17 protein-coding genes and 2 pseudogenes are annotated in these 20,888 nt (G+C 60.6%); 6 read left to right on the forward strand and 13 right to left on the reverse strand.

What is annotated here, in order from left to right:
* Nucleotides 1-3: 3 nt before the first annotated feature.
* Complete coding sequence (locus tag NTD85_RS21955; protein WP_027614171.1) at nt 4-549, reverse strand: carboxymuconolactone decarboxylase family protein; 546 nt, start codon at nt 547-549, stop codon at nt 4-6.
* A gap of 103 nt (nt 550-652) precedes the next feature.
* Here NTD85_RS21955 and NTD85_RS21960 point away from each other — a divergent pair, with 103 nt between their 5' ends.
* Complete coding sequence (locus NTD85_RS21960) at nt 653-1,564, forward strand: AraC family transcriptional regulator (protein ID WP_262143209.1); 912 nt, start codon at nt 653-655, stop codon at nt 1,562-1,564.
* A 603-nt stretch (nt 1,565-2,167) separates the two neighbouring features.
* Complete coding sequence (locus tag NTD85_RS21965) at nt 2,168-2,629, forward strand: DUF3574 domain-containing protein (RefSeq protein ID WP_262143210.1); 462 nt, start codon at nt 2,168-2,170, stop codon at nt 2,627-2,629.
* Here the strand turns inward: NTD85_RS21965 and NTD85_RS21970 are convergent.
* From NTD85_RS21970 to NTD85_RS22020, 11 genes are all read right to left on the reverse strand, one after another.
* Complete coding sequence (locus tag NTD85_RS21970; RefSeq protein ID WP_262143211.1) at nt 2,626-3,990, reverse strand: APC family permease; 1,365 nt, start codon at nt 3,988-3,990, stop codon at nt 2,626-2,628. The genes NTD85_RS21965 and NTD85_RS21970 overlap by 4 nt on opposite strands.
* Before the next feature lie 41 nt (nt 3,991-4,031).
* The gene (locus NTD85_RS21975; protein WP_262143212.1) at nt 4,032-6,419 is read right to left on the reverse strand and encodes a TonB-dependent receptor plug domain-containing protein; all 2,388 of its coding nucleotides are present in this window, start codon (nt 6,417-6,419) and stop codon (nt 4,032-4,034) included.
* An 808-nt stretch (nt 6,420-7,227) separates the two neighbouring features.
* Nucleotides 7,228-7,893: a sulfite oxidase-like oxidoreductase gene (locus NTD85_RS21980; protein WP_003224252.1), complete on the reverse strand. Its 666-nt coding sequence runs from the start codon at nt 7,891-7,893 to the stop codon at nt 7,228-7,230.
* 68 nt (nt 7,894-7,961) lie between these two features.
* The gene (locus NTD85_RS21985; protein ID WP_262143213.1) at nt 7,962-9,017 is read right to left on the reverse strand and encodes a substrate-binding domain-containing protein; all 1,056 of its coding nucleotides are present in this window, start codon (nt 9,015-9,017) and stop codon (nt 7,962-7,964) included.
* A gap of 31 nt (nt 9,018-9,048) precedes the next feature.
* A complete protein-coding gene (locus tag NTD85_RS21990; protein ID WP_139055987.1) occupies nt 9,049-10,074 on the reverse strand; it encodes an ABC transporter permease in 1,026 nt (341 codons plus the stop codon).
* Nucleotides 10,067-11,617, reverse strand: coding sequence for a sugar ABC transporter ATP-binding protein (locus NTD85_RS21995; RefSeq protein WP_262143214.1), 1,551 nt, complete (start codon nt 11,615-11,617; stop codon nt 10,067-10,069). The genes NTD85_RS21990 and NTD85_RS21995 overlap by 8 nt, the downstream gene beginning before the upstream one ends.
* 8 nt (nt 11,618-11,625) lie before the next feature.
* Nucleotides 11,626-12,297 carry a methionine ABC transporter permease gene (locus tag NTD85_RS22000; protein ID WP_103486640.1) on the reverse strand — a complete coding sequence of 224 codons (672 nt, stop codon included), beginning with the start codon at nt 12,295-12,297 and terminating at the stop codon, nt 11,626-11,628.
* Nucleotides 12,294-13,094 carry a methionine ABC transporter ATP-binding protein gene (locus tag NTD85_RS22005; RefSeq protein ID WP_262143215.1) on the reverse strand — a complete coding sequence of 267 codons (801 nt, stop codon included), beginning with the start codon at nt 13,092-13,094 and terminating at the stop codon, nt 12,294-12,296. Before NTD85_RS22005 ends, NTD85_RS22000 begins: the two co-directional genes overlap by 4 nt.
* Complete coding sequence (locus NTD85_RS22010) at nt 13,091-13,900, reverse strand: MetQ/NlpA family ABC transporter substrate-binding protein (protein ID WP_262143216.1); 810 nt, start codon at nt 13,898-13,900, stop codon at nt 13,091-13,093. Before NTD85_RS22010 ends, NTD85_RS22005 begins: the two co-directional genes overlap by 4 nt.
* A 27-nt stretch (nt 13,901-13,927) precedes the next feature.
* The gene (locus NTD85_RS22015) at nt 13,928-14,980 is read right to left on the reverse strand and encodes an isopenicillin N synthase family dioxygenase (protein WP_262143217.1); all 1,053 of its coding nucleotides are present in this window, start codon (nt 14,978-14,980) and stop codon (nt 13,928-13,930) included.
* Between the two features lie 215 nt (nt 14,981-15,195).
* Nucleotides 15,196-16,131: a Gfo/Idh/MocA family protein gene (locus NTD85_RS22020; protein ID WP_262143218.1), complete on the reverse strand. Its 936-nt coding sequence runs from the start codon at nt 16,129-16,131 to the stop codon at nt 15,196-15,198.
* Between the two features lie 262 nt (nt 16,132-16,393).
* Between NTD85_RS22020 and NTD85_RS22025 the strand changes: the two genes are divergently transcribed.
* On the forward strand, nt 16,394-16,657 hold the full coding sequence (locus NTD85_RS22025) for a hypothetical protein (RefSeq protein ID WP_225138720.1): 264 nt from the start codon (nt 16,394-16,396) through the stop codon (nt 16,655-16,657).
* A pseudogene (locus NTD85_RS22030) lies at nt 16,654-17,391 on the forward strand (Fic family protein). Before NTD85_RS22025 ends, NTD85_RS22030 begins: the two are co-directional and overlap by 4 nt.
* A 134-nt stretch (nt 17,392-17,525) precedes the next feature.
* Here the strand turns inward: NTD85_RS22030 and ycaC are convergent.
* Nucleotides 17,526-18,158, reverse strand: coding sequence for an isochorismate family cysteine hydrolase YcaC (ycaC, locus tag NTD85_RS22035; RefSeq protein ID WP_007966399.1), 633 nt, complete (start codon nt 18,156-18,158; stop codon nt 17,526-17,528).
* A 570-nt stretch (nt 18,159-18,728) separates the two neighbouring features.
* On the opposite strand from ycaC, the gene NTD85_RS22040 reads away from it, so the two are divergent.
* Together NTD85_RS22040 and NTD85_RS22045 are read left to right on the forward strand one after the other, a co-directional pair.
* Entirely contained in the window at nt 18,729-19,496 is a 768-nt protein-coding gene (locus NTD85_RS22040; protein WP_103486740.1) for a helix-turn-helix transcriptional regulator, read from the forward strand.
* A gap of 594 nt (nt 19,497-20,090) precedes the next feature.
* A pseudogene (locus NTD85_RS22045) lies at nt 20,091-20,888 on the forward strand (hypothetical protein); the annotation flags it as partial.

A 20,888-nucleotide genomic window follows, 5' to 3' on the forward strand; every position in this document is an offset into this window, starting at 1 on the left:
CGATCACGCGCGATACGGGGCCAGCTCGGGGTTGAGCGGCGTGTCGGCGAATACGTTGGCGAAGTTGCACAGGGTCGCCAGGCTGATGCCGAGAATCACTTCCAGCGCATTGCCTTCGGTGTAGCCGGCAGCCTTGAATTGGTTGAAGGTCTGATCGCTGACCTTGCCCCGTGTGGCAATCACTTCGCGGGCAAACGCGGCCAGGGTTTCCAGTTTTTCCACGGGGACAGTGGCTTTTTCACGCAGCGCACTGACGACTTCCGGCGGCAGTTTTGCCTTATTCAGCGCGACGGCGGTATGACCTGCGACACAGAAATCGCAACCATGGTTGGTCGCCGCAATCAGTTGCACCACTTCGCGCTCGGCGAGGCTGAGTTCGGACTTGCCATTGAGCGCCGATACCGTAACGTAGGTTTCCAGCGCCGCCGGGGCATTGGCCAGCACGGCCAGCAGGTTCGGAATGAATCCGGAGTTTTTCTGCGCATTTTCCAGAAACGGTTTGGCGGCTTCGGGAGCGCTTTGCACGGTGTGTAGAGTAAGGCGCGACATGGAGTGGACTCCTGCTGTTGAGTGTCCGGCCAGTCTGTTGGTTATAAAAATTTCGATCCATATTCTAAAGTAGCGATTACTTGCTCCTGAGTGTTTCCATTAGATGATTTCGTCCAGCCCACTGGTTGATTGGTTATTAGAAAGCCTCGAACTCGACGCCAGTCTGTTTCACGTCGGCCGCTATTGCGGTGGTTGGCACGCCAGCACCCATGGGCTGGCGCGCGCAAGTTTTCACTTGATCGTGCAGGGCCGCTGCTGGCTGCACATTGACGGGCAGGAGCAGCCAATTCCGCTGAACACCGGGGATGCAGTGTTCCTGCTGCGGGATCTGAATTACCGCCTCTCCAGCGCCGAAGAGGCGAGCATCGCCCAGACGCTGCCGCGCATGGCCATGACCGCGCTCGACAGTCAGGCGCAGGACGGTGTCGGGCTGGTTTGCGGGTTCTTTCATTTCAAGTCGGGATTGTCATCGCTGATCATCGAAGGCTTGCCGGACTGGATCATCCTGCGCGCGGGCGATCCTTCTTCGAGCGCGGCGCGAGCCTTGTTCGAGTTGATCCTGCAAGAGTGCGAACGCCTGCCGGCGCCCTCCTCGGCGCTGCTCGAACGCCTGAGTCACCTGCTGTTTTTGTACGTGTTGCGCCAGCAGATGGCCGACAACCAGAGCCTCGGCGGCCTGGTGGCATTGGCGCGCAATCCGCAGTTCGCGCCGTTGCTGGATCAATTGATCGAACAACCGCAATTGCCGTGGTCGCTGGAGAGCATGGCAGCGAGTATCGGCCTGTCGCGCTCGGCATTTTTCAAACGCTTCAATGAGCTGGCCGGGCAATCGCCGGGGCAGGTATTGCTGGCGTTGCGCATTCGGCATGCCTGCCAGTTGCTGCGGGCCAATCACACGGTGGAGCAGGTGTGCGCGGCGGTGGGCTATCAGTCGATCGCCGCGTTTACCCGAGCGTTTGCCAAGTCGGTGGGGGTGCAACCGGGGGCTTATCGCAAGCAGCATGAGGGGCGCTGAGCTACGCGTGCCGTCGCTACTGGAAAGCACAGAGAATCTGTGGGAGCGGGCTTGCTCGCGAAAGCGGCGGTACATCCAACATCTTTATTGACTGAACTAGCGCTTTCGCGGGCAAGCCCGCTCCTACAGGGGAGATGTGTCGATCAACGGATCTGTGCCCACCGCAAAAACCTGTGGGAGCTGGCTTGCCAGTGATGGTGTTGGTACATCCAACATCTTCGTTGACTGAACCGGCGCTTTCGCGAGCAAGCCCGCTCCCACAGGGGATGGTGTCGATCAACGGATCTGTGCACACCGCAAAACCTGTGGGAGCTGGCTTGCCAGCGATGACGTTGGTACATCCAACATCTTTGTTGACTGAACCGGCGCTTTCGCGGGCAAGCCCGCTCCCACAGGGGAGATGTGTCGATCACGGGATTGGTGCACGCCACAAAACCTGTGGGAGCGGGCTTGCCCGCGAAGGCGTAGGTACATTCAGCATCCTGGGCCGTTCGTTTCTTATTCGATTAATCAACCAGAAAACCACTTTTTAATCTTTTATCGCTATTAAACTCGCCCCTTATAATTGCGCGTCTGCACTTAACTCATAAAAAAGGATGTTCCATGCAAAGACGCCTGTTACTGGCTGCACTGTTTGTCGCTGTCGCCGGGTGCGCCAGTCCTCCTGCTGTTTCGGTGCATACCAAAGACCCCACCAGTTCGACCCTGCAAGGTGATGCCACGCGTCCGGCGCAGGCACAGTGGATCCGCACCGAGCTGTACTTCTCGGTGGGCACCGTGGATGGCAAGGAAGGCGCGGTCAGCCCGGCGCGCTGGCGCGAGTTTCTCGACAAGGAAGTGACGTCGCGGTTTCCCGACGGTTTCACCGTGTTCGATGCCTATGGGCAGTGGCGTGATCATGGGGCGAAAGAGCCTGAGCGGCTGAGCACCAAGGTCATTGTGATCCTGCACGAGAACAATCCGCAGAACGCCGGCAACATCGAGGCGATTCGTCTGGCGTACAAACGCATTACCGGGGATCTGTCGGTGCTGCGTCTGTCGCAACCGGCCGACGTATCGTTCTAATCGTTCATCTGTCCGAGAGCTTGCCGAGGCGTCGACGCCAGGCGGCTCGATCCCGCCAGCAGCAGCGCGCCGACCAGCAACACACCAATCCCCAAAAACGCGCCCCACCCCACCACCGTCACGCTCGAATAGAGCATGTACAGGCACAGCCCGAAAAACAGCAGCGGCAACAGCGGATACAACGGCACCCTGACCGGCCTCGGCACCTCGGGAAAGCGCCGGCGCAGGATGATCAACGCCAGGCTGCTGAAGCTCAGAAACAACCAGTACACCGGGGTCAGGTACTCGACCATGGTGTTGAAGCCGCTCTGGGTGAAACTGCCGAACAGCACCAGCAACAATGCCACCGCGCCCTCCGCCAGCAAGGCCTTGCGCGGCACGCCGTCGCGCTCGTCCCACTCGCCGAAACGACGTAACTGCGGCACATCGCGGGCCGCGGCGTAGGTGGTGCGCGCGCCGACCAGCAAGGTCGAGTTGATGGTGGCGATGGCCGCGATGCCGACCATCAGCAGAATCAGCAGCACCCCCGGCGCACCGAATGCACGGTTTAACAGTTCCACCGCCGGTGCGTTGCTCGCTGCCAGTCCAGCGAAACCCAGGCCTCGAACGAGCGCCCAGTTCAGCGCCAGATAAATCGCCATCAGCACCGTCAGCGCACCGAGCATGGCGATGAATATTCCACGTCGACCATCGCGCACTTCCGCCGACAAGGTCGCCGCATCGCTCCAGCCGCCGAACGCCAGAAACACGAAAATCATCGCTGCGGAGAATCCGGCCATACCGGTGTTTTCCGGCGTGACCGAAACGCTCGGTGGTGGTGCTTCAATCCCCTGCCACGCCAGCCACACACCGGCGCTGGCGATGCTCAAAAAGCCCAGCGCCAACAGGCCCACCAACAAGGTCTGGGTGATGAAACCGATGTGCTTGCCGGTGAGATTGAGCAGCACCAGCGAAGCGATGACCCCGCTGGCAAACAAGCCCGAGCCGTACCGACCGAGCGGCACCACGGCATTGACGTAATCGGCAAACATGAACGCCGACAAGGCGATCCAGCCGGTATGCATCACCGAGAAGCGCGACCAGGCAAACAGGAAACCCATGCGCTCGCCATAGGCCGTGCGCAGAAAGTGATAGTCGCCGCCCGGGTGCGGAAATGCGCTGGCCATTTCGGCGAAGCACAAGGCCCCGCTCATCGACGCGAGACCGCCGAGCACCCAGACCCAATAGAAATATTCCGGCCCGACGTTCAGCGCCACGGTCGGCGCGGTTTTCAGGATGTCGGTGGTGATCACCATGCCCAGCGTGATCAGCAACGCCTGCAGCACCGGCAGGTGACGCTTGGGGCCGTTGGAGTGATTCATGGAGAGTTCCGCAAAAAGTCCGCCATCCGTGGCGGATCGGCTCAGAAGCCGTAGGTGGCGCTGGCGTAGTAGTACGCGCCGTTGGTGCCGATTGGCGACAGCACGTCATACGGCAGGTTGCCACCGTAGTTGATCGCCGAGCCGGAGCGTTCCGGGTAATTGTCGGTAAGGTTGTTGCCGCCCAGGGCGACGCTGAATTTCGGGGTGAATTTGTAGGTCACCTCGGCGTCCAGTTGCCACACCGCGCCGTAGGTCTGCTCCGGTTGCGAGTCGCCGAAATCGAACACCCGAGTGGTCTCGCCCTGACGAGTCAGACGCCCGAGCAGCCCCCAGTGTTCGCTGGCCCAGTTGGCGGAAAACACGAAACGATCCTTGGGTGCGGCATCGGTCAGGGTATTGGTTTCTTCAACGCCGACCAGTGCATCGTTGCCGATACCCAACGCCGTCAGTTGCGACGGCGTGCCTTTGGTGCTGGTGACTTTGGTGTGGTTGTAGGTGTAGGCGGTGGTCAGGCCCAACGTCCCTTCATACAGTGGCTGGTGATAGTTGAGCACCAGTTCGGCGCCGTGGGTGCTGGTGTCGGCGGCGTTGGTGAAGAAGTTGACGTCATGCACTCCGGCCACGCCAAAGTTGTCGTTGATGTATTGCTCCATGGCGTCGCTGCCGATGCGCTGCGACAGGGTGATGCGGTCCTTGACGTCGATGCGGAACACATCGAGCGAAGCGTCGAAGCGTTCGTTGAGCTGGAAGGTCAGGCCGAGGCTGAAGTTCTTCGAGGTTTCCGGATCGAGCTTCTCGGCCCCCAGCGCACGGGCGATCGGGTCGTTGACCGAGAGCACACGAATATCGGTGAGTGTGCCGCCTTCGCCAAAGTTGCTGGTGGTGTTCTGGAACCCGCTCTGCGCCAGCGACGGCGCGCGGAAGTTGTTCGACACCGCACCGCGCAGCGCCCACTGCTCGGTCAGTTTGTAGCGACCGCTGAGCTTGCCGGTGAGTTTGCTACCGGCATCATCGTAATGTTCCCAACGCGTGGCGGCGTCGACGAAGAAGCGGTCGGTGAGATCGCCCGACAACTCGGCGTAAGTCGCGAACACGTTGCGGTCCAGGTCCGACTCTTCGCTGGGGCGCAGACCGTTGGCACCATCAGCGCCGGAGCCAATGTAAGAGGCCTCGTCACCCGCGTAGGTCAGGTAGTTTTCGTAGCGATATTCGCCGCCCAGCGCCAGCACGAACGAGCGTCCGCCCAAGCGCAGCTCGCGGCTGAAATCGAGGTTGGTGGTGGTCTGGCGCAGCTCGTAATCGCCGGTGTCGAACTTGGTCGGCGAGTCCTCGCCGAGGCTGACGTTGAGGGTGCGGCGGGTGGATCCGTCGAAGCGATTACGGCCATGGGTAACGCTGCTGTCGAAGTCCCAGTCTTCGCCGATCATGCCTTTGAAACCGGCGGTGGCGGAAACGTCCTTGTTGTCGCCCAGCGACTGCGGCAGGTAGCCGTTGGGATAGAACTGCGGCTGCTCGTAGGGGTAGCGATAGAATTCGGCGCCAGTGGTGTGGCGCTGGTTGTAGGTGCCGAAGCTGTAGGCTTTGCCGCCGGCCAGCGGCAGCTCGCTGTTGAACCACAGGTTGACGTCCCGCGCCAGGCCGTCGCCCATCACATAGTTGCGCTGGTCGGGGGTATCGGCAAAGCCATCGAAACCGGCGCGGTTGGTCGGGTTGCGATTTTTGTACTCGGTGCCGCCACGAATGAACCCACCCTCTTCGCCCAGCCGCGTGCCGATCTTGGCCGTGGTCACGCTGTTCTGGCCGTCGGTGGTGGTTCTGCCGATGGCGTCCTGATGGGTGTGAAACGCGCCGTAGCTGGTGGACACTTCGCCGCCCTCGGGGGCGTCGTCGAGGATGATGTTGATCACCCCGGCAATCGCGTCGGAACCGTACTGCGCGCCGGCGCCATCGCGCAGCACTTCGATGCGTTTGATCGCGCTGATGGGGATCGAGTTGAAGTCCACCGGCGCCGTGCCACGACCGATTTTCGACGAGTCGTTGACCACCGCTGAAGTGTGACGACGCTTGCCATTGACCAACACCAGCACCTGGTCCGGACTCATGCCGCGCAACTGTGCGGCGCGCACATGGTCAGCGCCACCGGAGTTGGACTGACGCGGCATGCTGAACGATGGCAGCAACGTTTGCAGCGCCTGGCCCAACTCACCGTCGGCCGCGCCGGTGGACTTGAGGTCGGCGGCGGTCAACACGTCAACCGGCACCGGAGAATCCAGCACCGTGCGAGCAGTGCCACGGGTGCCGGTGACCAGCACGGTACCCAACCGTGTGTCATCGTCAACGCGCGTGGAAGTGTCTTCGGCTTGCGCCGGAACTTGCCAGATCGCACCGACAACCGCGATGGCTAGTAATGAACGGGAACGGTGATACATGTGACAGCTCCTTTATCGCAGCTAATACCCGGCCGTTGCCGACAATAAGGGTTCGGCAATCAATGCACGGCAATGTCTGCTGTAGTTTTAGAAATCAGGAAGGCGGTGAAGGCTTTTTAGCGTGATTAGTCAGTGAAGCGCAGAATCCCCAAAGTTAGTTATTTCCCCTTGAACACCGATGCTAGACGGGTGGAGGCCCGCCGTAAAAGAACCAATAACACTTAGGTTAGATCGGGCCGACTATTTGTTTTTTGAGCAACACAAGTGTTGCCACCACAACAGCAAAGCAACTAACCAACAACTAACTAGAACATAAATATCACCCTGTGGGAGCGAGCTTGCTCGCGATAGCGGTGTATCAGCCAATGCAGATGTTGGCTGGAATGGCCTCTTCGCGAGCAAGCTCGCTCCCACAGTTTTTATTGGAGTGAATTGACTTTTTACTCCCGACTGAAATCCAGTGTGGGAGCGAGCCTGCTCGCGAAAGCGGTGTATCAGTCAATGCAGATGTTGGCTGGAATGGCCCCTTCGCGAGCAAGCCCGCTCCCACAGTTTTTTATTGGAGTGAACTGACTTTTTACTCCCGGCTAAAATCCAGCGTGAGAGCGAGCCTGCTCGTGAAAGCGGTGTATCAGCCAATGCAGATGTTGGCTGGAATGGCCTCTTCGCGAGCAAGCTCGCTCCCACAGTTGTTATTGGAGCGAGCTGACTTTTTACTCCCGACTGAAATCCAGTGTGGGAGCGAGCTTGCTCGCGAAAGCGGTCGATCAGTCACCCGAGACCTTGACTGCAAACAAGTGCAAAAAACTTAGTCGAATTCCTTTTCCAGCCAGGCATCCGCGGCAATGTCCAAGGCCTGCGCACTGAAGCGTTGTTCCGCAAACGGGTCGGCGTGCAGGTGAAAGCCGTTGCGCTCCCAGAAGCCGGGTTGTTCTTCGTCGACAAACTCCAGACCGCGCAGCCATTTGGCGCTTTTCCAGAAGTAGCGCCCGGCGACCACCAGCCGCAGCGGCCAGCCGTGCTGGGCGGTCAAGGGTTGGCCGGCGTAATGGGTGGCGAGCAGGCTGTCCGGGTGCAGCAGGTCGTCCAGCAACAGGTTGGTCTGGTAATCGTGATCGGCGTGGGCCATGACAAAACGTGACGCGGGCTGGATCCCGAACTCGCTCAGCAGATCCTGCAGATGCACCCCGCTCCACTGCGTGTCGAACTTCGACCAGCGCGTCACGCAATGAATGTCACATTGCAACTCGCGCTGCGGCAACCTTTGCAGGTCAGCAAAACTCAACTCGACGACACGTCCGACCTTGCCGAACAGGCGCAGTGACCATGTTGCCAATTCATACTCCGGCACCGTGCCTTCGTGGAGGATCGGGAAGCGCTCCGTCAACACCTGCCCCGGCGGCAAACGTTGACCGAGCGCCGGGTCAGCCTTGGGTGCGCGGCTGTTGCGCAAGCGCATGGCTTTGTTGTGCATATTCACTCCCAAGCGCGTCAGGATGCCTGCCGCGCATACAGCGCATCACCCGGTGATAACGGCTGCATTCAGTTCGCCACAGGAATCCACTCGGCCCGCGCCACGTTGGCGCTATCACCGAACGCCGGGAGTTTCTGCGCCAGGTCGCGGACGTTTTTCACGTCCAGATCGAGCAACTGTTGGCGTGTGATCAGGGTCGGTGGCACCAACACCTGATGTCCCGGATTTTCGCCAGCAATCAACATCGCCAGACTGCGCACGCTGATCGCCCCTGCGACTTGCGGATTGACCGCTGCGGTCGCCGCCCAGGCGCTGTCCGGTTCTTTCATGATCTGAATGTCGGCGGTGGAAATGTCGGCGCTGTAGATCTTCACCTTGCGCCCCAGCCCGGCCTCGTCGACGGCGATTTTCGCGCCTTTGGCGAACTCGTCGAACGGCGCGAAGATCACGCTGATATCCGGATTGGCCCGCAGCACCGCGCTGGCCTGATCCGCCACCGAGTTGGCAATCGGCGGGTTGAGCGTGCCGAACCGCGCCTTCTCGATGATGCCCGGATTGGCCTTTTTCACCTGATTCCAGATCTCGTCGCGGCGCTCCATCGGCGTGAAACCGCTGATGTACACGTAACCGGCATCGAACCGCGTGCCGTTGTCCTTCACCGCCTGATCCAGCGCCAGTCGCGCCAGTGCATGGTGATCCTGCTCGACCTGGGTCACTTGCGGGCTGTTCAGATCGACGTCGAACGCCACCACCTTGATGCCTTTGGCGATCGCCCGGTCAATCGGTCCCTTGAGGGTTTCCGCCAGGCCCAGTTGCACGATGATCCCGTCCACGCCGAGGTCGATCGCCTGATCGATCATCTCGCCCTGACTCGCCGCCTGCTGCCGCGCATCGAACACCCGCAGATTGGCCCCCAGCGCCTCGGTCTGTTTTTCCACGCCGCGCAGATAGGCCTCGGGAAAGTCCCCGGAAAACAGATAACCGACCAGCGCGATCTGCACCTGGCCCTTGTCGAACGGCGCCGGAGCACCCGGCAATGCCTTGGCCTGAGCGCTCAACGCCAACGCCGAGAGCACCGCGCCGGCGAGGCAATGGCGTGCGAACTGCTTGATTGAACCGTGCATACATCTTCCTTGCAGCGACAAATGAACCGGCTCAGCGCGCCCGATGCGCGAGGCCGAAGGTGAACATCAGGGCCAGCACCAGCACCAGTCCCTTGACGAAATCCTGCGCGTAGTACGGCGCGTTGAGCATGGTCAGGCCATTGAGCAGCGACGCCACCAACAGTGCGCCGACCAACGTGCCGAACGCATTGGGCTTCTTCGCGCCGAGCACGGCAAAACCGATCAGCGCCGCACCGAGGGCGTCGAGCACCAGACCGTTGCCAGAGCTGACATCACCCCGGCCCAGGCGCGCCGCCAACAGCAAACCGCCGAGCGAGGCGAGCAATGCCGAGAGCACGTAAGCGAGCAGCTTGAAGCGCTGCACTGGCGCGCCTGCCAATCGCGCTGCCTGTTCGTTACCGCCAATCGCATAAAACAACCGGCCGATGCGCGTGCGCTCGAGAAACAGCCACACCGCCAGCGCCACCAACGCAGTGATCAGTACCGGCACCGGCACCACGTCCCACAAGCGACCGCGGCCGAGGGCGAGAAACGCGGTACTGAACGTACCCTCGGTTTCCACGCCACTGGGCAAGGTCATGCCCACCGCAATCGAGCGCCCGCCCGTGGGAATCAGTTGCACGCCAATTACCAGAAACATGCTGCCCAGCGTCGCGAGAATGTCCGGCACCCGCAGCTTGACGATCAGCCAGCCATTGAGCAGCCCGACCAGTGCGCCACCGGCCAGACTGATCAGCACCGCCGGCACCGCGCCCCAGCCGAGCACCACCATCACGTAACTGGCGATCATCAGGCTCATCGCTGCCACCGCCCCAATCGACAGATCAAGTCCGCCGACGGCCATGGTCAGCGTCACACCAAGGGCCAGCAGTGCGACGATCGACACCGACTGCAAGATGCTGAACAGATTGCCGACGCGCAAAAACGCCGGCTCCGCGACACTGAAAAACACCACGATCAACGCCAGCAGCCACAACAGGCCGTAGCGGATCAGCGCTTGCAGCAGGCGCTCGGCAGGTGCCGTAGCGGCAGACAACAATGAACTCGAATCAGGCACTCGCTCTGCTCCTTGGCGTGGCGTGAAAGGGATTTTCGCTAGCGTCGCTGCCGGCCAGCGCGGCGACCAGGGTCGCGCGTTCAAGGCCGGCGCGCGGGTATTCGGCGACCACCGCGTGTTCGCGCACCAACAGAATGCGGTCGGCGATTTCCAGGGCTTCGTCGACATCGGCGCAAATCACCAGGGTCGCGCGACCGCCGGCACTGTCGCGCAGCAGTTGGCCGATCTCGCGGCGGGCGCGCACGTCGACGCCCTGAAACGGCTCGTCGAGGATCAACACCCGCCCTTCTCCGAGCAGCCAGCGGCCAAGCACGACCTTCTGTTGATTGCCGCCGGACAGCGCGCTCATCGGCACCTCGATCCCGGCGGTCTTGATCCCCAGCGCCGCGACTTGCGCCTCGACCGCTGCGGCTTCGGCGCGGTTGCGAATGAAACCGGCACGGGTGAAGCGCTCCAAAAACGGCAGCGTCAGGGTGCGGCGCAGCGAAAAGTCGGGCACCAACAATTGACTGGCGCGATCCTCCGCCGCGAGAAACACACCGCTGCGAATCGCCGCCCTTGGCGAACCCGGCAGCCATTCCACGCCATCGAGTTGCAGGCTGCCGGCCACGGCTTTGCGCAAGCCGAACAGCACTTCGGCGATCTCGCTTTTGCCGGCGCCGAGCAGCCCGGTCAGCACCACCACTTCGCCTTGGTGCAGGTCGAAATCGAAACGCCTGGAGCGCGGCAAAATCTGCAAACCGCGCACACCAAGGACTTTTCGGCCCACGCTGCCGGGCGTGTAGACATGCCCGTCCAGCGCCTGCCCGAGCATCGCCTGCACCGCCTCGGGCAACTGCCGTGCGCTGAACTCTCCGGCCAGTCGCCCATCGCGCAAGACAATGGCGCGATCCGCCACCCGTTGCAGATCGGACAAGCGATGGGAGATGTAAACAATCGCCACGCCACGGCTGCGCAGGGTGTCGATCAGACCGAACAGCCGTTGCGCCTCGGCGTCCGACAAGGCTGCGGTCGGCTCATCGAGAATCAGCAGACGCGGCTGCAAGGCAAAGGCCCGCGCCAGCACCACCAACTGCCGTTCGGCCTGGCCCAGGTGTTCAATCGGCTGCTCCAGCGGCAACACCAGACCCAGCCCGGCGGCGATGCTCGCGGCGCGTTCCAGCAAGCGTTTGCGATTGAGCCAGAAGTCCGCGTCAGGCTTGCACAACTCATCGAGCAGCAGGTTTTCCGCCACGCTCAAACCGGGCGCAATGCCCTCGTTGATCTGCTGATGCACCGCGACAATCCCGACCCGACGTGCCGACAGCGGCGAGCTGAATTGCCGGGGCTGCCCGTCGATGTAAATCTCGCCGCCATCGGCGCGCTGGCTGCCGGCGAGAATCTTCACCAGCGTCGATTTGCCGGCACCGTTGGCACCGAGCAACGCCACCACTTCGGCGGGATGAATCTGCAGGCTGACGCGATCCAGTGCGCGGTTCGAGCCAAAAGTTTTGCTTAGTTCGCGCACCTGAATCAGCGGCGCGCGGGCCACGACGACACTCATAAAATTCCTTAACGTCGATGGGCCAGCGAACGTACCAGCCGGTCGCCCAGGCTCTGCACGCCCTGCACCAGAATGACCAGCACCACCACGGTGGCGACCATCACTTCATTGTTGAAACGCTGATAGCCGTAACGGATCGCCAGATCACCGAGGCCGCCACCGCCAATCACCCCGGCCATGGAAGAAAAACCGATCAGCATCACCAGCGTCAGAGTGATCCCCGCCAGTAATGCGGGCAGCGCTTCGGGCAACAGCACTTTGAAAATCACATGACGGATATCGCCGCCCATGGCGAGGATCGCTTCGATGCGGCCCTTGTCGACCTCATCCAGGGCGTTCTCGACGATCCGTGCAAAAAACGGAAACGCGCCAATGGTGATCGGCACCACCGCCGCGGTGCTGCCGAGGGTGGTGCCGACCAGCAGACGCGTCAGAGGAATCAGCGCAATCAACATCACCACAAAGGGCAGCGAGCGCCCAAGATTGACCAGCGAACCCAGCGCGGCATTGAGGCGTGGCAGCGGCCACAGTCCGTCGCGCCGACTGACAAACAGCAACACCCCGAGCGGCAAACCGATCAGCAACGTGAACAGCCCGGCGAGCAAGATCATGTACAGGGTTTCGCCGGTGGCGTTGAACACCAGTTGCAGGATTTCATTCCAGTCGATGCTGCGGTTCATGGTTGCGCCGCCCGTACGCCGTATTGCTTGAGGAAGCTGAGACCGGGAATGTCGTGGCCCAGCGGCAGGCCGCAGGTGGGACGTAACGAAGTGCCGAGACTCGATTGCGGATCGGCGAGCAAGCGCGGCACCGGGCCGGACTCGACCAGACGCCCGTCAGCCATGCACGCCGCGTGATCGCAGATCGACTTGACCACCTCCAGCTCATGGGTGATCAGCACGATGGTCACGCCCAGTTGCCGATTGATATCGCGCAGCAGGTCGAGAATCGACGCGGTGGTTTCCGGGTCCAGCGCACTGGTGGCTTCGTCCGACAGCAGATACGCCGGCTCGGCGGCCAGGGCGCGGGCAATCCCAACCCGCTGTTTTTGCCCACCGGACAACTGCGAGGGAAAGGCTTGCGCCTTGTCAGTCAAGCCGACCAGTTCCAGCAGCTCGCGCACCCGCACATGGCGCCACGGTTTACCGACGTTGGCGATTTCCAGCGGCACGGCGATGTTGTCGAACACGGTGCGCGAGTGCAGCAGATTGAAACCCTGGAAGATCATGCCGATGCGCTGACGCTGGCGGCGCAGGTCGCTGGCTGACAGCGTCAACAGGTCCACGCCGTCGATCAGGATTCGCCCGCTGTCCGGGCGTTCAAGCAGATTGAGACAGCGCAACAGGGTCGACTTGCCTGCCCCGCTGCGCCCGAGGATGCCGTAGATCGCACCATCGGGAATGCTCAGCGACACCTGATCCAGTGCCGGCGTCGGCGCCGACGGGTAGGTCTTGCTGACCTGCTCGACGACGATCATGGTTTGGCATCCACCACGGGGATCACCGAACCCTTGAAGTTATCGGTGATGTATTTCGCCACTTGCGGCGAGGTCAGGTCCTTGGCCAGTTGCGCGATGCGCGGATCGTTCTGCAGTTTCGGCGTGGTCACCAGAATGTTGGCGTACGGATTGTGCTCGGCCTTCTCCAGCCCCAGCGCATCCTGGGCCGGCACCAGTCCGGCTTCCAGCGCGTAGTTGCCGTTGATCACCGCAAGGTCGACGTCGTCCAGCGCCCGAGGGATTTGCGGCGATTCGATTTCAAGGATCTTCAGCTGTTTCGGGTTCTCGGCGATGTCCTTGGGCGTGGCCTGATCGGCTGCCGGATCCTTGAAGCCGGGCTTGAGTTTGATCAGCCCGTTGTCCTGCAACAGGTACAGCGCACGACTCAGGTTGGTGACGTTGTTGGGAACCGCCACGGTGCCTTTTTCCGGCACGTCGGCGAAGCTTTTGTGCCGGCGCGAATAGATGCCCAGCGGCTCGATATGCACCGTGGCGGCCACCGCGAGTTTCTGCCCCAGCGCTTGCTCCTGGGATTTCAGATACGGCAGATGCTGGAAGTAATTGGCATCGACATCGCCATGCACCAGCAGCTCGTTGGAGTTCACGCCGTTGGGAATCTCGATGACCTTGAGGTTGAGTTGCGGATCGATTGTCTGGATGTACGCGAGAATCTGCGCGTGGGGCACCGGGTCGGCGGCCACCCGCAACGGTTCCAGTGCCTGAGCGCCGAACGAAGTCACCAGCGCGCCGAGCACGGCCAGGGTCAAACCTGCTTTTTTCAACATGTGCGGAGTCCTTGAGCGAGTGATGAATCAGGCGTTGGCGGTCTTGCGCAGCGGTGCTGCAGGAATCAATGCATCGGCATAAAAGCGCCGGGCGACGTCGGGGTGCGAGCGCAAACGACCCTTGAGGTAGTTCCAGCCGACATCGCGAAACAATGGATTGAGCGGATCACTCGCCGGGCCACGCGCTTCACGCAACAGCACGGTGGGCAACGGATACAGCGGCACCACGGCATCGAGTTGCGCGCCGAGGAAGAAGGCGATGGACAAGCGTTCGCTGCCTGCGGGCGGCGACACCACCCGATGCACTGTGGCGCGCAGATAACCGTTGGTGGCCAGCTCCAGCAGTTCGCCGATGTTCACCACCAGCGTGTTGTCGCGGGGCAGCGCATCGATCCAGTGCCCTTCCTCGACCTCCACTTGCAGACCGGCCTGTTGGTCTTGCAGCAGAAAGCTCAGGAACCCCGAATCCTTGTGCGCGCCGACGCCTTGCTGGCTCGCGTTGGCGGCCTGGCCTGGATAGCGCATCAACTTGATGTGTTCGTTGGGTTTGTCGCCGTACAACTGATCGAACGCGTCCGCCCGCAGCGACAGCGCCTGGGCAAATGCACGCAGCAGACGCAACGCCATGCGCGTCATCGCCTGTTGCCATTCGAGCAGCAACGGCTTGAGTTGCGGCAAAGCCTGCGGCCATTGGTTGGGCCCCTGCAACCGTGCCCACAACGGGCTGTCCGCGTCCAGCGGCAACGCTTCACGCTCGGCGCCGAGATCGAACTGTTCACGCCAGTCGGGTTGACCACGGGTGATCTCGGAAGCGGCACGGTTGTACCCGCGAAAGTGCGGCGAATTGATCATGCCGACGGCGGCCTTTTCCTGCTCGGACAAGCCGAAAAACTGCCGGGCGTGATCTTGCACCTGCTTGAGCAGTTGGCTGTCGATGCCATGGCCGGTGAGATAGAAAAAGCCGACGTCACGCGCGGCGTGACGCAGGTTTTCAAGAAATGCATAACGCTGTTGCGCGGTGCCTTCGAACAACGAAAGGTCCAGCGTCGGCAGCGTGGTGATATCGAGGGTATGCGGCATGATTCACTCCCGTGTGAACCAAACCTGAAGAGCCTTTGATCGATTCAGCGTGTGCCGTCATGGCAATCGGGGGTCTATCGGTTTGATGCGTTTGATTCGTCGTGAGACAAAACTAAACGATCTTAAAAACCACGAACAAATACCCTTTTTGCATTAGCTTAGGCCTGACGCTCAGGTTCGCTGTCATCGCGCAACAGCTCTCCCGCTTGAACTGATCAGCGTGCCGGGTCATAAAACGGCTCGACTGCCACTCGGCTGCCGACGAAGAAACTGTCAGCCACCAGCCGCAGCGGCTGCAGATCGACGTCGCTGGCACGATCGCCAATCAGTTGCTGAAAGTGTCGATACACCGCCGTGTACTCGCCCTCTTCCGACACCGCCTGGCGCACGCCGTCGATGCTCAGCAGCGCCCCGCCGTTGTCCAGGCGCAGCAGCCCTTCGGCGCAGCGCATCTCGATGCTCCAGAGTTCGTCGTGACCGTGGTCGAAATCGAATTCGGCCTGCACGTCGAGCCGGTTCGCGTCGGACATCTTGATCGACGCGGCAATCGGCGATTGGCAGTTGTCCGGTACGCGCAGTTCGGCGGCTTCGACAAACAATGGCTGCGCCAGCAAACGGGTGACAATCGACAAGGCATTGATGCCCGGATCGAAAACGCCCAGACCACCGGGTTGCCAGATCCACGTCTGACCGGGATGCCACTTGCGCACGTCTTCCTTCCAGTCGATCTGCACGCTTTGCAACGTGCAGCCGGCGAGCCAGTCGCGGGCGGCTTCAATGCCGGGGGCGTAGCGCGAATGCCAGGCGAACAACGCACTGACACCCTGTTGCTGCGCTTGACTGACCAGGGCCAGCGCCTCGCCCAGCGTCGCGCACGGAGGCTTTTCCACCAACACATGTTTGCCGGCGGCCAGCGCCTGCTGCACCAGTGCGAATCGACCTTGCGGCGGCGTACAAAACGCGATCGCATCCACCTCGGGGCCGTCTTCCAGCAACTCGCTCAACGAGTGAAAGTTCTCCACCCCGACACAGGGTTTGCCTTGCGTGGCGACCGCCACCAGACGAAATCCGGGATTGGCGTTGATCGCCGGCACATGTTGATCCTGGGCAATCTTGCCGTAGCCCACCAGACCGAGACGGATCGGTTGCATCAGTGACTCCTGTTTTTGTCTTGTTGTCGTCAGCGAGTGCGCAGATTAGCCGTAAACGTCAGGGAATACCCAGCTGAGTCTGATCAAAAAACCGCATAAGCCAGCGCTCACTTCACCACAACGGGTAGCAACGCTGATGCAGCGGCGCAAACAAAGAAAGCCTGCTTTCTTTGTGTATCTTCCCAGCTAGCTGCACGTTAGCTGGCACGCTCACAGAAACGACGCCATGCTATGCTCCGATAGAGAAAACGAGGGGTTCCAAATGACCAGATCAGCCACTGAGAGCGTCGCGACTGAAGTTCGCCTGCTCGCCAAAGCCCACAAAGTTACCGCCGACCGTGACAACCTCAGTTGCATGGCGGTGACCATCACACGCCTGGCCGGTGATGTCGTGGAACTGGACGGTGTTGAGCAATTGCTCGTCAACCTCAAAAGAAAAGGCGTTCTGAGCAAGACAGAAATCATGGCCCTGCAAGGCCGCTACCTGCAGGAAAAAAGGCGTTGCAACAAGCAACTCAGCGCATGAATTTCGACCCCTTCGGCGATTTTGAGACTGAAGGCTATCTTCAAAACTCGCTCAAACTCAAAGATCCCACTGAAGTCAAAGAGTCCGAGCACCTCTCATTTGAAGCCAGTATCGACGACGCTCTCGCCTATCTCGCCAAGAAAAAGCCCATTGACTACAAGGCAGTCCTGAAAACACACGAAATACTTTTCTCGGGCTTTTACCCTTGGGCGGGGAAAGACAGAAATGAGCTAGTCCCCCATCTGGCAGTTTTCAAGGGATCGAAAGATGATCCTCATCACACGATATTTGAGCGTCCGGAGCTGATCAAACGGTCGGTCGAATACGCCCTCGAACTCGCGGTAAACAAAAAGCGCTTCCGTGCTCGGCCTGGGGAAGTCATGGGTCAGTTGGCTTCTGCGCACCCTTTTCTGGACGGCAATGGGCGCACGATCCTGCTCGTGTAAATGGAGCTGTGCTTTTCGACCAAATTCGCCATCAACTGGTCAATGACCAATAAAGATGACTATCTGCGGGCTCTCAGCGACGAGATTCGAGATCCTTTCCAAGGCCATCTGGATCGTTACCTGACACCTTTCATCATCGACATCTCCAGCCGTGAAGAGTGGCCTGAAATGATTGGCGGCATAAAAGGACTCGATGGTCTGGATAAAGAGGGCATCACCTACGAAAGCCTGGATGATCCTGAGGTTCAGCGGCTCTATAAAACTTATAGAGCGCAGCCCATTGAGTAAGCGTCAGTTGTGAAGCCCCCCCTTCCCTGCAGATCTTCATCACATTTGAGGTGTGCCACACGCCTGCAGCAGACTGAAACCGAAAAACAAAAGCCTGCCTTTGAGGGCAGGCTTTCACTTTCACAACGCTGCAGTCACTTCTGCTGCGCGGTCAACGCCGAGTAACTGTTCATCAAGTTCCGGTAGTTCGGAATCCGCTGCGACAGCAGATTGCCCAGCCCTTCGATGTCGTTGCGCCAGTCGCGGTGCAGCTCACAGGCGACCGAGAACCAGTTCATCATTTGTGCGCCGGCCTGGGTCATGCGGCTCCAGGCGGCTTGCTGGACGGTGGTGTTGAAGGTGCCGGAGGCGTCGGTGACGACGAATACGTCGAAGCCTTCAGCCAGTGCCGACAGGGTCGGGAACGCTACGCAGACGTCGGTCACCACGCCGGCAATGATGATCTGTTTGCGGCCGGTGGCCTTGATCGCCTTGACGAAGTCTTCGTTGTCCCAGGCATTGATCTGGCCCGGACGGGCGATGTACGGCGCGTCCGGGAACATTTCTTTCAGTTCCGGAACCAGCGGGCCGTTGGGGCCTTGTTCGAAGCTGGTGGTGAGGATGGTCGGCAGGTTGAAGAATTTCGCCAGGTCGGCCAAGGCCAGGACGTTGTTCTTGAACTCGTTCGGCGAGAAGTCCTGAACCAGAGAAATCAGACCGGTCTGGTGGTCGACCAGCAGGACTACGGCGTCGTCTTTGTTCAGGCGGTTGTAGGTTGCAGTGCTCATGTTTGAATCCCTTTTCTTGGTTGTGGTGGTTGGGGTGGCGTTGAACATGGGCACAGATTACTGACACGACCGGGGCCGATAAATCGGTTGAAAAGCGTTTCACTGTCAACTCATAACGGACAATCCTGGCGACATAACACTGACTTGCCAGCCTCCAACTCAATCCGGCTCGGGCATTGGTTTGGCGATCATCAAACTGTACGGCGCCCGGTTCAGGACCCTCTCCACCGTTGCGCCAATCAAGTTGAGGCCTTGCGGGTAGGCGGTGCCCCATAACCCTGTGGGAGCGGGCTTGCTCGCGAAGGGGTCATTCCAGGCAACATCTCAAATGGCTGACACACCGCTTTCGCGAGCAAGCCCGCTCCCACACCGGATCTCGGCAGGCCGCCATTCCTGAGTTCACCGCATAACCCTGTGGATGAAGTTATGAGCTAATAACACCTTCATTAAACCGTCTTTCAAACGTTGTACTAGGATAGGATCCACATCCTGACATTGCGCCGACCAGGGAACATGCGCGACGCAGGTCAGGAATGGGACTGTTTCACCTGCAACTCATGGATGATGTTTATGAACTCACACCTGTTTCCCCACATCGGTAAAGTCATCGCCAGCACCGGCAGCCGGCACTTTCCGCGGATGCTGCATGACCTGATCCAGACGCAATTGGCGGTGGACGCCACCCACATTCGCCAGATGCGCGTCGAGCCGGTGGGCCGCCCCGCCCATCGCAACCCGCCGGAAACCGGCAAAGACTCGGCCCAGCAGGCTGAAACGGTATTCTGCGAACAGATTGCCGCACGCTCGAGCGAGCCGATGGACCCGCCAGCCTCGGCCAGCGCCGATGCCTCGCAGCTGCACCTGACCCGGCGCAAGGACGGCTACCGCTACGTGATTTCGGTGTATCGCAACGACCAGTCGCAGCGATTCTCGGCTCAGGAGCAGAGTTTGTTGCAGGACATTTCTCCGGTGCTGTTGCCGATGCTGGAAAAACACATTCACGCCCTGCAACCCCAGCAGGCCAACACAGAAGACCCGTCGCCCGGCGCTGACGGCGCACAACAGGGCCTGGAAAACCTGCGGCTGCGCTTCAACGAGCGTTTACAGCAACTGGGCCTGAGCCTGTCCAATCGCGAAACCGAAGTGTGCATCGGCCTGCTCGCCGGGCGTACCGCGCCGGAGCTGGCCGAACAGTTGCAACTGAAGGTCAACACAGTGGAAAGCTACCTCAAACGCGCCGCGATCAAACTGGGGATCAGCGGCCGGCATTCACTGATGCGCTGGATGTATTCGCCTGAACATACCGCCACCCTGCCCGGCTCACCCCACGCCGCTTGATGATGCCCGATCTGCAGGAACTGCCGCTGCGAACAAGCCCGCTCCCACAGGAGAGTAAATCTCAAGGGTGGGAACGGGCTTGCTCGCGAAAAGGTCGTGTCAGGCACTTAAGGCGTTGGCTGGCACACCGCATTCGCGAGCAAGCCCGCTCCCACATCGATATGCGCTGAGCCAATGGCTACGGCAACACCCGGTTAACACTGTGGGAAAGGGCTTACTCGCGAAGAGGCCATGTCAGGCACTTAAGGTGTCGGCTGGCACACCGCATTCGCGAGCAAGCCCGCTCCCACATTGGCATGCGCTGAGCCAATGGCTACGGCAACACCCGGTTAAAACTGTGGGAGCGGGCTTGCTCGCGAAGAGGCCGGTACGGCTGGCAACCATCTCATTCAAGCCCTGCAGACATTGCCGGCGACACGCACAGAAGGCGCCGAGTGATGCCGGAAAGCGTCTTTTTATCCACCGGGCCGTGCTTTACCACTCGTCAGAAAACAGCGCCTACCTGTAATTTCTGACAGTAGCCAGAGCCGTCATCTTCAGCGTTGAATAACTCCACGCCCTTTGTCTCCCGACAGTTCGCACGGAGTGCCGACCATGCTCGTTCAGCCCAAGAAGAGAATCTCTGCCCCCCATTCACTGCTGGACCCGTGGGTCCCCGGGCGCCTCCTGCCTTCCGGCCAGTGGGGGATCAACCGGGCGGCGGTATTCGCCTTTCCTGACCTCGGCATGCTTGTCTTGATCCCCGCCTGGGCCCAAAAGGCTATCGGCGACACCGTCAAGCTGCTGCTCGATGGCCGTGAGGTCGACGGGCGTCCCATCATCAATAAGAGCGAACTCGACCAGCCCACAGTCTTGTCGGTGGCCCCCCGTCATCTGCAGACCGGTTCTTACGAGCTCACCTACGAAATCAAACAGCCCAATCAAAAAGAAGAGCGTCCGGACAAGCCCCTCGACCTCTTCGTCAAACTGGAGCTCCCCGGTGGCCAGGACATCGACCCGGGCCCCGGTCACTCCAACCTGTACATGTACATTCCCCCGGAAATCGTCAACGGTGGTGTGGACAAAGACGTTGCCGAAGAGGGAGTGCCGATTGTCATCAGGTCCGAGTCCGGCAGCGGCCTGCCTTACCCTGACATCGCAGTGGACGACGTCATCCGTCTCTACTGGGGTGGCACCCTTGTGGAGTCCACACCGGTGACCCAGGCGCAGATCGACGATCCGGTGGCCAACCCGATTCTGATCTGGATCACCAAAGCCATCATTGAGCGCGTCGGTGACACCGACGACTCTGGTCTGGCGGTCACCTTCAAGGTGCGCGACAAGGTCGACAATGAATCGGAAGACTGGTGCAAGGAAACCCGTATCGTCGTCACTGTCGGCATCAACCGGCTG

Origin of the sequence: Pseudomonas sp. 13B_3.2_Bac1 (genome assembly GCF_025466205.1) — a bacterium.
Lineage (GTDB): Bacteria > Pseudomonadota > Gammaproteobacteria > Pseudomonadales > Pseudomonadaceae > Aquipseudomonas > Aquipseudomonas fluorescens_H.